At 39.0% G+C, this 13,352-nt stretch carries 10 protein-coding genes; 7 read left to right on the top strand and 3 right to left on the bottom strand.

Annotated elements, in window-relative coordinates:
- Positions 1-98: 98 nt before the first annotated feature.
- Entirely contained in the window at positions 99-1,010 is a 912-nt protein-coding gene (rdgC, locus tag QPX86_RS14275; protein ID WP_220754808.1) for a recombination-associated protein RdgC, read from the bottom strand.
- Positions 1,011-1,354: 344 nt separating this feature from the next.
- Here rdgC and QPX86_RS14270 point away from each other — a divergent pair, with 344 nt between their 5' ends.
- From QPX86_RS14270 to QPX86_RS14245, 6 genes are all read left to right on the top strand, one after another.
- Positions 1,355-2,314, top strand: coding sequence for a porin (locus QPX86_RS14270; protein ID WP_220754807.1), 960 nt, complete (start codon positions 1,355-1,357; stop codon positions 2,312-2,314).
- A 217-nt stretch (positions 2,315-2,531) separates the two neighbouring features.
- Positions 2,532-3,221, top strand: a complete 690-nt coding sequence (gene phoB / locus QPX86_RS14265) for a phosphate regulon transcriptional regulator PhoB (protein ID WP_102529072.1) — start codon at positions 2,532-2,534, stop codon at positions 3,219-3,221.
- A gap of 218 nt (positions 3,222-3,439) precedes the next feature.
- Positions 3,440-4,738, top strand: coding sequence for a phosphate regulon sensor histidine kinase PhoR (gene phoR, locus QPX86_RS14260; RefSeq protein ID WP_285163055.1), 1,299 nt, complete (start codon positions 3,440-3,442; stop codon positions 4,736-4,738).
- A 288-nt stretch (positions 4,739-5,026) separates the two neighbouring features.
- Complete coding sequence (locus QPX86_RS14255) at positions 5,027-5,971, top strand: hypothetical protein (protein WP_285163054.1); 945 nt, start codon at positions 5,027-5,029, stop codon at positions 5,969-5,971.
- Between the two features lie 257 nt (positions 5,972-6,228).
- Complete coding sequence (locus QPX86_RS14250) at positions 6,229-7,200, top strand: PstS family phosphate ABC transporter substrate-binding protein (RefSeq protein ID WP_220754804.1); 972 nt, start codon at positions 6,229-6,231, stop codon at positions 7,198-7,200.
- A gap of 207 nt (positions 7,201-7,407) precedes the next feature.
- Positions 7,408-9,132, top strand: a complete 1,725-nt coding sequence (locus tag QPX86_RS14245) for a M1 family metallopeptidase (protein ID WP_285165173.1) — start codon at positions 7,408-7,410, stop codon at positions 9,130-9,132.
- Positions 9,133-11,595: 2,463 nt separating this feature from the next.
- On the opposite strand, the gene QPX86_RS14240 is transcribed toward QPX86_RS14245, so the two are convergent.
- Entirely contained in the window at positions 11,596-12,081 is a 486-nt protein-coding gene (locus QPX86_RS14240; RefSeq protein ID WP_220755581.1) for a glutathione peroxidase, read from the bottom strand.
- A gap of 371 nt (positions 12,082-12,452) precedes the next feature.
- Between QPX86_RS14240 and QPX86_RS14235 the strand changes: the two genes are divergently transcribed.
- Positions 12,453-12,992 (top strand): YfaZ family outer membrane protein, encoded by a 540-nt coding sequence (locus QPX86_RS14235; RefSeq protein ID WP_220755582.1) that lies wholly within the window; start codon positions 12,453-12,455, stop codon positions 12,990-12,992.
- 99 nt (positions 12,993-13,091) lie between these two features.
- Here the strand turns inward: QPX86_RS14235 and QPX86_RS14230 are convergent, their stop codons facing one another.
- Complete coding sequence (locus QPX86_RS14230) at positions 13,092-13,253, bottom strand: small highly charged protein (RefSeq protein WP_220755583.1); 162 nt, start codon at positions 13,251-13,253, stop codon at positions 13,092-13,094.
- Between the last annotated feature and the right edge of the window lie 99 nt (positions 13,254-13,352).

The following is a 13,352-nucleotide window of genomic DNA, read 5'->3' as shown; positions in this document are numbered from 1 at the left end:
AGTATTCAGTAAATAAAAAGCCCCCATAACTTTGGTTGTGGGGGCTTTTTAAATCTATACGCTTATTTTCAAGCTATTACGTTAAAAAGCGGCAGCAATTAAATATTTTCTTCAATTGGACCAAGTGCTTGTTTAAGCGAATTGATGAAGGCTACAAGTTCGCCGCCCATCAATGCGAAATCCGCATCTAATTTTGCTAAAGGATCTTCAGTACCAACATCATCAGTCGCTGCTCTAAATTCTTCTGAGAATTTAAGGCGTTTTACGCTGGCATCTGATTGCAATAAAAACGCAATAGATTGGCCAAAATGAAGTGCCAGTTTATGCACTTGCTTGCCTGTCGCTAAATGCGCAAGGACTTCATCTTCTTGAAGCACTTGTTGCTTAAAGCGCACAATACCGCCTTCATCTGAATCTGATTTAAGTTCTGCTTCATCTTGCATCTCAAATGGCTGTGGAGATGAGCCGTTACGTAACCACTCAGTTAACGTCGTTTCAATTGGCGTTGTGAAGTGTAAAGGCACCACAGGCAAGCTGCCTAATGCTTTACGTAATAAAGCCAATAGCTCTTCAGCTTTTGCTGCACTTGAGCTGTCCACAAGGATCATTTCGAGTTCAGGCATGATAAGCGCATGAGTTTGGCTTCGACGAGAAAATGCTCGTGGTAGCAATGTCATGGTTATCTCTTCTTTCATCGCGTCTTTTTCTTTCTTAGTGACTTTGCGACTTTCTTGATCTTCAATCATCGCCACTTTTTCATCAATGGCTTCCTTGATGACTTGACCTGGAATTATCTTTTCTTCTTTGGTTACACAGATTAAGTGACGGTTTTCGGCGCTGTGAACTAAGGCTTGGCCTTTTTTGCCTAATGCATTAGAGAAGCCAAACTTGCTGATGTCTTGGCTTGAGCAAGGAGAAAAGGTGAAGTCTTCTAAAGCTGTTTCGAGTGCCTCGGTATCGGTAGTGAAAGGCTTGTTGAAACGATAAAGGGTGAGATTTTTAAACCACATATAAGGCGCTCATCAAAATTAAAAATGCAGTTTACGGTATCACAGCGCTGGGGTAAACCATCAGATTAATGATCAAAGATTGTTGCAATAACAGAATTCATTAAACTGTCATATTTGCTGAATATGCATTATTCCCTTTATTTTACAATGGCTTGTTTGTTTTGTTGTGTGTTTAATTTAGCTTTCGCTAAATAAAAATAACGAATTGAAATATTTCTGCAACAAAAGACGTGCAGAATTCGCCTCGTTCCCAAGCTATTGGTTAGCAGTAATCTGTTAGTTCCAACCAAATAGCAGCAAAAACTAGGTGTAGAACACCAATAAATTATGTCTAAAGGATGATAATGATGAACGCTTTTTATAAAACTCTAGTTGCTTCAGCTATTACCGCTGCTACGCTTTCAACTGCACACGCTGCTGAACCACTTGAAGTATACGGTAAGTTAAATGTTACTGTTCAGTCGAATGATGATGGCGATGGTTCAGTTACAGAAATTCAAAGTAATGCGTCTCGTTTTGGTGTTAAAGGTGGATTCGAATTAAGCGACTCTTTAGAAGCGTTCTACACAATCGAGTACCAAGTTGATACGGGTAACTCAAGCTCTGATAACTTCACAGCACGTAACCAATTCGTTGGTTTAAAAGGTAACTTTGGTTCTTTTGCTGTAGGTCGTAACGATACAATGCTTAAAAAGTCACAAGGTAAAGTTGACCAATTCAACGATTACTCAGGTGATTTAAAGGCGCTATTCAAAGGCGAAAACCGTCTAGCGCAAACAGCAACATACTTAACACCTAAGTTTGGTGATTTCCAAGTGGGCGTGACTTACGCAGCTGAAGGCGATAGCAAGCAAGAAGAAAATGATGGCTTCAGTCTTGCGGCTATGTACGGTGATTCAGGCCTTAAGAGTACACCCGTTTACGCAGCCATTGCCTATGATTCAGAAGTCGCTGGTTACGATATTGTTCGTGGTACTGTTCAGGGTAAAATTGCTGGTTTCGTACTAGGTGGTATGTACCAACAAGAAGAAGCTGTTGATGGCGGAGAAAGCATTGATGGTTACTTACTAAGTGCAGCTTACAAAATTCAACAAGTGACGTTGAAAGCACAATACCAAGACATGGAAGATAAAGGTGATTCATGGTCAATTGGTGCCGATTATTCATTAGGTAAGCCTACTAAACTATTCGCTTTCTACACTGACCGTACTTCAATGGGTACAGTGGAAGAAGATGATGGCGAAATGATTGATATCTCAATTGATGAAAGCTACTTCGCTGTTGGTATCGAACACAAATTCTAAATTGAGTCGTTATTCATAACGATTTAATTTGAATAAAGTAGTATCACAAAGGAGGCGTATGTCTCCTTTGTGTGTTTTTAAACCAATGACCTAAGCTAAAACATGATAGATTTATGACAAAAATATGATTTTGTAGGTTTTATTAGCCCTAAGATCATATTTCTGTAATAAAACTGACCAATAATACCCATGCGGCAAATTAATCACAGAAACTATTATGACAGCTAAGATTTTAATTGTAGAAGATGAATCAGCGATCAGAGAGATGCTGACCTTTGTTATGGAACAACACGGTTTTACCACATCTGCTGCTGAAGATTTTGATTCAGCGATAGACCTACTGCAAGAACCTTATCCAGACTTGATTCTGTTGGATTGGATGTTCCCTGGTGGCAGTGGTATACAATTAGCGAAGCGTTTAAAGCAAGATGAGTTTACACGTCAAATTCCTATTATCATGCTCACCGCACGTGGTGAGGAGGAAGATAAGGTAAAAGGCTTAGAAGTCGGTGCTGACGATTACATCACTAAACCTTTCTCACCTAAGGAGCTGGTTGCACGTATTAAAGCGGTATTACGTCGCAGTGCACCAACACGTTTAGAAGAAACGATTGATGTACAAGGATTACTACTTGATCCTGTGAGTCATCGCGTCTCGGTGGGTGAATCAGTCCTTGATATGGGGCCGACAGAATTTAGACTACTGCATTTTTTTATGACACATCCAGAGCGTGTTTATAGCCGTGAGCAGCTATTAGATAACGTTTGGGGCACAAACGTCTATGTTGAAGACAGAACTGTAGATGTACATATTCGTCGCTTACGTAAAGCCGTTGAAGACTCTGGCCATGATAAGCTAATTCAGACTGTGCGCGGGGCGGGATACCGTTTTTCAACCAGAATGTAATCGCTCATTAGACCGCGAATGAAAGACTGCTGAATCAGATTGTTTATAAATGATACATACAGGAAGTGTTGTTTCGTTGTCACATTTATTCAGCAGTTTTTTTAACAGTCGGCTATAGTCAGTGTCATCATTTTAAGCTATCTTGTGAGCCATTATTTCTACCGACAATTAGTTAAATATCCGCTAAGAGATTATTTTCATTAATTATTAGGCCGCTTATGTTTCGATCTTATTCAGGATCCCGGTTGCTCCTACGCCTCGTTGGAATACTGCTAGTTTTTGCTCTCATCGGCGTTATCATTGAGCAAGTCTCTTTTGCCATTATTGTTGGCAGTGTTTTACTTTTAGGTTGGCATTATCGTCAAATAAGTCGTCTCAATTTCTGGCTTTGGAAAGATAGAAAGTTAACTCCGCCTCAAGGTACTGGCAGCTGGGAAGGGATCTTTAACGGTATCTATCGCCTTCAGGGAAAAAACCGTCGTCGTGTAGGCCAATTAGCGTCACTGCTCAGCCGGTTTAGACAAGGTGCTGAAGCGCTTCCTGATGCTGCTGTGGTTCTCGATTCTGAGCACAATATTCTTTGGTGTAATAAACTAGCACAGTTGATTTTAGGTTTCGTTTGGCCGCAGGATAATGGTCAGCGAATAGATAATCTAATTCGCCATCCAGACTTTTCTGATTATCTAAAAAAAGGCGAGTTTAAAGAGCCCCTTGAACTTGCGTCTCCAGTTTCTGAACAACGGTTATTAGAAATTCGCTTGATGAGTTACGGTGATAGGCAGTTACTGCTTATTGCAAGAGATGTTACTCGAATTAATCAGCTAGAAGGCATGCGTAAAGAGTTTGTGGCAAATGTCTCTCATGAACTTAAAACCCCGCTAACTGTGATTCAAGGTTACTTAGAGATCATGCAAAGTATGGAAGAGCCAGACAGCATGAATCACAAACCATTGAATCTAATGCAGCAGCAAACTCGGCGCATGCAATCAATGGTAGAGCAACTACTTGCTTTATCTCGTATTGAAGATGGTGCTGACATCGACCTTGAACAAACCATTAATATGCGAGTGATGCTTGATATCTTAAAAGATGAAGCGTCAGCATTAGCATTAGATCAGTACGAGCTCAGCTTTTATGCTGAAGATAACTTAGATTGTCATGGTAATGAAGTGCAGCTTCGCAGCGCGTGTACCAACTTAATTTCTAACGCTATTCGCTATACAGAACCTGGTGGCAAAATTTCAATAAGATGGGAAACCGTATCGACTGGGGCTAAGTTTAGTGTGACAGATACTGGTCTTGGTATTGCGCCGCAGCATATTAATAGACTGACAGAGCGCTTTTATCGAGTTGATAATGCCCGTTCAAGTAAAACTGGTGGTAGTGGCTTAGGTTTAGCGATTGTTAAGCATGCGTTGAACCATCACTACAGTGAATTAAGCATCAGCAGTGAGCTTGAAAAGGGCAGTTGTTTTAGCTTTATCATTCCAACCCATTTAGTGGTAAAAAAAAGCTAAAATAAGATGTAAAACGTTTGCGTGAAAGTTCTATTAATAAAGTCAATTCAATTTCATTGGGTTGGCTTTTTTGTTGAGTGGAATATTTCAGCCCTGTTCGGTGTGATGGGCTTAACATCCTTGATTTAATGATTGCTTAAGTACTTCTCCAGTTTAATTAATATGTTTTACAATATGTATCAAGGCTATTCCTCTAAATAAGACAGCTCTTCTAAATAAGACTGCTACTCTACTATAAGTCAGTTTCTAAACCTGACCTTCTTTCACTTTCATTATGGTCTCGGATATATGGCTAATTACTCTCGAAACGTAAGTGGTTTTATACTACTCATTACTATTAGTTTGTCTTCTTGGGCTGAAAATGATGTCAAAGAACTGGTAGAACAACAAACTAAACCGGTTCATTGGAGTGGTTTACCATTAATGGCCGATAAAGCTACAGAGCGCGGTCATGAGCTACCCATTCCTGTGGGGGTAAGCCTTTTTTATAACAATATTGACGCTGACTATATCGCGGTAAATGACTTTCAAGTTCAGGTCGATGGTGGACTTTTAGGCTTTAGAGGGCCAAACGACTATGTCGTACCAGCGGAGGATGTCAGCATTACTGGTACAGACAGAAGTGTACAGCTAAAAATTGATGCATGGATACTACCATTTTGGAATGTTTACGGTTTGCTTGGATATACTGAAGGCAGTAAAAACATCAAGGCTAAACTTGATAATGTTGAAGGTTTACCTTGTGACGAGGCCTGTAATGGCATCGTTTTGCCTATCCCTATTGAATACACGGCTAAAAATTATGGGATCGGTACAGTGCTTGCTGGGCAAATTGATCCGTTAATCGGTGATACGCCAGTAATTATTATGGCGGTTGGGGCGATAGTAAAAGCCCATACAGATACCACTGACAGTGTTATTAAAACCAAACTTGCTTCAATTAGGGTCGGGCAACGTTTTGATGTCGGCAGTGATAAACTCGCTTGGTTTTTAGCATTTAGCCATCAGAGTGTTAATCAGAATGTGACAGGTGATTACTCCTTTATTGGGACAGAGCTTGAACCTTTGATGGAAGAGGTAAAGTTTGATATAGACCTTGCTAAAAAAGAAACTAAAAACATGTCTTTTAGTGTCAATTATGACTTTGGCCCTAAGAATGAATGGAATTTTTATGCTGAATACGGTTTCTTAAATTGGCAGCATGTCATTGTAGGTTTCGGCCGTAGGTTTTAATTTAAACGAAAACTAGCTGTCATGGTTTTGTGGTTATGCCACTATATGTTCTGTGTTTTTTACTGTGTCAAGTAGGGTTATTTGTCTGATTTAATTTGCTTTTTGTTATGTGTCACAGCGTTTGGTGGGTTTGTTTCTTAATTGTTTAAAATGTTGATTGTCATACAACTGTCACATATTAGTCATAGACTTGTCATTGAAGCGATTGATACTGAGCGTGTCTTAAATAACAACGCTAATAATACCGGAGCATTACAATGAAACTTAAACAGCTAGTTGGCACTATCGCCTTTGCAGCAGCTGGTGTTTTTTCAGCAACATCGATGGCAGCAATTGATAAAACATTACCTGTATATGAAAAGACAAGTGGTGTTTCAGGTAACTTGTCATCAGTTGGTTCAGACACGTTAGCAAACATGATGACGTTATGGGCTGAAGATTTCAAACACATTTACCCTAATGTAAATATCCAAATTCAAGCTGCTGGTTCTTCTACTGCACCACCGGCTTTGACTGAAGGTACTTCACAATTCGGTCCTATGAGCCGTCAAATGAAGCCTAACGAAATTGAAGCATTTGAAAAGCATTACGGTTACCAACCAACGGCAATTCGTGTAGCAATCGATGCATTAGCGGTTTTCGTACATAAAGATAACCCAATTGAAGGTTTAAGCATCGAACAAATCGATGCAATTTTCTCGTCTACTAAAAAATGTGGTGGCGATGACGTTACTCGCTGGGCTGATGTTGGGCTAGAGGGAAACTGGTCTAAGAAAGACATTCAGTTATACGGTCGTAACTCAGTATCTGGTACTTACGGTTACTTCAAAAAGAAAGCACTTTGTAAAGGTGACTTCAAAGCAAACGTTAATGAGCAACCAGGTTCTGCGTCAGTAGTTCAGTCTGTTTCTCAAGGCCTTAACGCAATCGGTTACTCTGGAATCGGTTACAAGACTGCAGGTGTTAAAGCGGTAGCTATTTCTAAGAAAGGTACTAAATATATTGATGCAACAGCTGCTAACGCTGCGAATGGTACTTACCCATTATCACGTTATCTATACGTTTACATCAATAAGCACCCTAACAAAGATTTATCACCAATGGATCGCGAGTTCATCCGTTACGTGTTATCTAAGCAAGGTCAGCAAATTGTAGAAAAAGACGGTTATGTACCACTACCACGCAGTGTAGTTGCTAAAGACCTAGAAAAAGCAGGTATCAAGCTTTAATTACTGAAGTGATAAAAGCCTAGATTTATCTGATTTATTAAGCCTCATTCGTGAGGCTTTTTTGTGTCTGAAATCCACTCAAGCTTACACTCGATGAAGCCAAGATATTAAGCTAAAATAGCAGCAGAATAATACTTATAAGGAACTGTTGTGGCTGAACAATTTGATTTCAATACCGATTACCATTCTTTAGCGAATACTAACGAAATGAAAGTGCATCATATGGCACTTACCTTAGACGTAGACTTTGATAAACAGCAGCTACAAGGTTCAGTTAATCTATTGTTTAACCGCATTACCACTTCAACTCAATTAATTTTGGATGGTCGCCGCTTAAACATTGCTAGTATCACTGATACAAGTGGCCGTCAGCTTGAATTTACCCAGCAGCATGTTAATGAACTTCAGGGCGAAATGATCATAATTGAAGTTGGTAGTGAGCTCACTGAGGTTGTAGTTAACTATCATACCTCCAAGGATGCACAAGGATTACAGTGGTTAACACCAGCACAAACCTTAGGAAAACAGTCTCCTTATTTGTTTAGTCAATCTCAGCCTGTAAATGCTCGCAGTTGGATCCCGCTACAAGACACTCCGAAAGCCAGAATTACTTTCAGTGCGTCAATTCAAGTTAATAACGGGTTGAGGGCGGTGATGAGTGCCGCCAATTCTGCTGAAATGCCGCGAGATGGTTTGTTTAACTTTGAAATGGAGAAGCCGATTCCAACGCATTTGCTCGCACTTGCGGTAGGCGATCTTGCCTATGGTGAAGTGAGCGAGCGCTGCGCAATTTACACAGAGCCAGCGATGCTTGAAAAAGCGCTCAAGGAATTTGAAGATACTGAATCAATGATTGTAGCTGCTGAGTCTTTACTTGGGCCTTACCCATGGGGACGTTACGATATGATTGTATTGCCACCAAGTTTCCCATTTGGCGGAATGGAGAACCCGCGATTAGCCTTTATAACACCAACTTTAATTGCTGGTGATAAAAGCTTAGTGTCGACCGTTGCTCACGAACTCGCTCATTCTTGGACGGGTAATTTAGTCAGTAATGCCACTTGGCGCGATTTATGGCTTAATGAGGGTTTTACCACTTATTTTACTAATCGGTTAGTTGAGAAAATATATGGCAAAGAGCAGGCAGAACTTGAATGGGTGATTGAGTATGGGCGCCTACAAGAAGAAATGCAGTCAATGCCATTAGCGTCGCAAACTCTTCCAGCTAATGTACAAGATCAAGATGCCAACGACTCATTTAATCGATTTACTTACGATAAAGCATCGATGTTTGTCCATGAATTAGAGTCGCGGTTAGGTCGCGAAGCTTTCGATAAGTTTTTATTTGATTATGTTGAGCATTTCAAATTTGAAGCAATTACCACGGAAGACTTCGTTAAGTATGCAAAGCAAACGTTACTCACCCAACATAGTTCAGTAATCAGCGAGTCAGAGTTAATGATTTGGGTTTATGGTGAGGGGTTACCTGAGTGGTTTATTGGGCCAACTTCAACCAGTCTTGATAAGGTAAAATTTGCTTTGAAGCAGTTTGGTGAGGGAGTCAATGCCGCGAAGCTTAACGTGACGAACTGGCGAGTACATCATTGGCAATATTTCATCACTCAACTGCCTTTTACCTTAAGCCAAGTGCAATTAAAAGATCTTGATATGGCATTTGATTTTACTAACAGCCAAAACGCTGAGCTCGCATGTGATTGGTTTAGAGTTGCGATCAAAAATCAATATGAAATCGTGTTACCAAAAGTAGCAGAATTTCTCACCAATATTGGCCGAGCTAAGTTTGTTAAGCCTCTTTATAGCGAACTACTAATAGCGGGTTACCGAACTCAAGCAACAACAATTTTTGAGCAAGCTAGAGCTGGCTACCATCCTTCACTTCAAGTGCAGTTAGACCTGATATTTAAAGATTGAATTTAAATCACTAGTAGTGGTTAATTTAATGGTACTAGCAAATTTAAAGATAAAAAAATGGCAACCCAATGGGTTGCCAGAAGTATCTCTGCGGGACATGGCTAATAATGCGCTAGCGTATTAACTCGTTCCCAAATAAGGGGGATGATGATGAACAATTAATGAAAAACTACAAAACGCTTTAAACTAATTCTTTAAGCGATAATTAAGTTGCCGTGATGAAGGGCTAGTTAACTTTAGATAATGTTTTGATTCACTGAAACAGTAAGTCGTTTAAGTCATTATCAACTCGCTACAGTTACTATGAGTACCTACCTTGGAAAAGGTTCAATCGATTCGATAAAAAATGATCTTTTTTTTCGATTTATTTATTCAGTTTAATACTAATGCTTTCTCCTAAGCTAATTTATGCCGTACTAAATGATTTAAGTGACGGTTTTAGCTATATCTCTTCATCAATTCACTCTTAGCCCTCAACCCTCAACTTTCTTGTTTTTAAAGTCGTTCAAGCTTATTCATAAACGTCCGAGATTGCGCTTATGGCTATACAGATATTATGTATTTAAGTTTGAGTTGCATGAGTGGGAGGTAAAAAAAATGGCAACCCAATGGGTTGCCAGAAGTATCTCTGCGGGACATGTATCAAAGTTGCGCTAGCTTATCGATACGTTCCCAAATAGGGGGGATGATGATGAACGTTTACAGGAAACACAATGAAAAAGTCTAAAACTAATTCGGTTAGCAATGATTAGTTTGCCGTGATGAAGGGCAAATTAACCGTTGAAATTGTAATGAGATACAGTCAAAAACGGTAAGTCATTTAAACATTATCAACTCGCTACAGTTACTATGAGTACCCACCTTATAAAAGGTTCAATCAGATCGATAAAAAATGATCTTTTTTTCAATTTATTTTTTGAGTGTGGCTATGAGCATGGCTGTATCTAAGCTTGAGCGGGGCTAAAGTTAACTGTGACTGAAGTTAAGCGTAAGTGAAATATCGAAATTGAACTCAAAAAAAATGGCAACCCAAAGGGTTGCCAGAAGTATCTCTGCGGGACATGGTTAATAATGCGCTAGCGTATTAACTCGTTCCCAAATAAGGGGGATGATGATGAACAATTAATGAAAAACAATAAAACCGTTTTAAACTAATTCTTTTAGCGATAATTAAGTTGCCGTGATGAAGGGCTAGTTAACCTTAGATAATGTCTTGATTTACTGTAAACAGTAAGTCGTTTAAATCATTATCAACTCGCTACAGTTACTATGAGTATCATTGTTTAGAAAGGTTCAATGTGCTCGATAAAAAATTTCATTTTTAGTCATTATTTTAAAAAGAGCTTTTTGAAAAGTCGTTTTTTCTTATCATTGAATAGGCTTTTTTAACGGCTTGTGAGTCAACTCGTTTGTAATCAGCTCTTCAAGCTGCTGTTGATTATTTCTTTTAACTTTTTGTCACACTTCTGTAAACGCTTTTTCGAAAGCATCTACTTACACATCGCCATCTCTCAGCTATCAATAGATTGCTATGCAGTCGTTGTCCGTTTCTGTTTCTGATATTCACCTTTGGCACTGTAACTTTAAAATCAGCTTAGCTTTTTACAGGAAGAGCAGCTTGGCGTTTTACCAAAATGGCAGAGACTGATTTACGATAAATCGAACGCAAAAAAAATGGCAACCCAACGGGTTGCCAGAAGTATCTCTTGCGGGACATGTATCAAAGTTGCGCTAGCTTATCGATACGTTCCCAAATGTGGGGGATGATGATGAAACTTTAAAACAAAGAAAAAGTCTTAAAACTAATTCGATTAGCATTGGTTGATGAGACCATGTTGATATGTTTATTAACTTTGAATAAACCGTGATGAAGGGGTTATTCGTTTTAAAGTAAATCGACATTATCAACTTGCTACATTACTCAGAGTCACGCTTTTCAGAAAGGTTCAAATTTTTTATAAAAAAGATCAAATTTATTTAATTTCCTATTAAGCTGGTGTCTCTAAGACCGTCATAACGGCTAAATCAATGATGCTAATTCCCATCTCTGAGAAAAATAACCAAATGGCTTGCCTGCATTAAATACGCTAAAACGGTGGATGTCCTAGTAATCCATGTTTCCAAAGGGAATGATAAAACGTGATAGCAAAAGAAAAACAGCCATAAAAAAAGGCAATCAAATGATTGCCTATCGATCCACTTTGAGATCAAGGGGACCGCGCTAGAAGTCCCAGGGAGATGATGAAAGTGAAATCACACTGTCTTACTAAATAAGACTGTCACCTGAGAAAATAGTTCAAAAAAGATACAACTAATTTGATTTTTTTTCGATTAAAATTTTTTGTATTTAAAATCAATCGTTTGCGAAAAAAATTATTGACGCCAGCTGTTATTTATCGGCCTAGTATGTCGCTAGTAGACGCTATAAGTGTTGCTAACGCAGAAATTTTGCTCAGGCTTGGTTTACTTTAATAAGGATTCAATTTCAGTCATTAAGTTTTCAGGCTTCATTGTTGGTGAATAGCGTTTTAACACTTTTCCGTCCTTGTTGATTAAGAATTTGGTGAAATTCCATTTAATGCCTTCACTGCCAAGTAATCCTTTGGCGGATGACTTTAGAAACTTATAAAGTGGGGTCGTATTTGCTCCGTTAACTTCAACTTTACTAAATAGCGGAAAACTGACGCCAAAGTTAAGCTCGCAGAATTTACTGATAGTAGCCTCATCACCTTTCTCTTGCCCACCGAATTGATTGCAAGGAAAACCTAACACGACAAAGCCCTGATCTTTATAGAGTTGATACAGGTGTTCAAGTGGCTTGTATTGGTGAGTAAAACCACACTCACTGGCAGTGTTTACAACCAAAACAACTTTGTCTTTGAAATCTGACATTGAAACTGTGTTGCCTTGAATATCAACTGCACTTTGCTCGTAAAAAGACTGGCTCATAGAAACTCCTTATAAATTTAATATCACTATATAGCAGTATTGAATTTAGTCAATTGCATTGCGCACAATTTAAATTATTTATAACCTTAGTATATCGATTATAGCTTTGTAGATAGTGGCTCTAAGACTTAAGCTGATATTTTTTTAAATGCCCCGCTATTGGTCGCCTCATCAGCACTGAATACTTAGTAAATACCTAACCAATCGCGAATGGGTATCAATTATTAATTAAAAGCGGGGGATGTTATCTGTGTGTGTGAAGTTTGTGTGTGTATTGCTTGAACCCTGAGCAATACAACTGATTTATAAAGACTAAAGATTTTAGCCCAGTATAATCTCGGGAAATAAAGTTTAAGACCGAGGTTTGTAATATGAAAAAAATCATTTTAGCAGCAGCGATGGCTGTCAGTGGGTTGTCGTTAAGTGCAACGGCGAGCGAAGTTTCATTTGGCTTAAGTGAGCATGTTGTGTCTGCTAATTTAAAATCAAATATAAATCCGCATACAAACCTTGAAGGTGGGTACATCTATTCTGATAAAAAAGGTCACCTTGCAGAGTTTGCTATGCATATGACTCATCAAACTGGTGCTCATACTATCGAAATCGGTCCTAAGTGGACATCTGTATGGTTTGATGACAGTCCAGATGGCAGTGTTATTTCTGTTGGTGGACATTACACGCTCGCCTTAGGCAATAAAATCTCACTCCATGGTGATGCGTACTATGCGCCATCAGTATTATCGTTTTCAGATGTTGATGGTTACACCGAATTAGGTGCAAAAGTGCAGTACGACTTTAACCCGAACATGGCTATCTTTATTGGTTACCGAAACATGAAATTCCAATATGATAATCATTCAGACAGATCGTTTGAAGACGGCTTTTACATTGGCGGTACGTCGCGATTTTAAGCGAAAAAATTAAAAATGTTGTTGTGGCGATAAAGTCATTGGCAACAAAAAAGCAAGTTGCAGGGCAACTTGCTTTTTGATCGAATAAGTATAAACACTTTAGTGGTACTGGTTTACTTCAAAATCCAACTCTGCGTAATCATCTGCATAACGACGCTTAACATCTACTCTGCGTTGCTTGAGCTTTTTAGCTTTTGGCTTTTCTTCAACTTCGTTTTCCCAAAGGGCATCGTCGATATCAAATTTGTAGTATTGAGACATATCTCTTTCCAACGTGTTTCTTAAACTGATTGATGACCACATAAAAGACGTGATAGTTCAACTCAGTGATGAGCCGTACTCACTTTGAGTACAACCCCA

Source organism: Shewanella goraebulensis (assembly GCF_030252245.1).
Taxonomy (GTDB): domain Bacteria; phylum Pseudomonadota; class Gammaproteobacteria; order Enterobacterales; family Shewanellaceae; genus Shewanella; species Shewanella goraebulensis.
The sequence above is the reverse complement of the archived record's forward strand: the minus strand, read 5'-3'. Positions and strand labels throughout refer to the sequence as shown.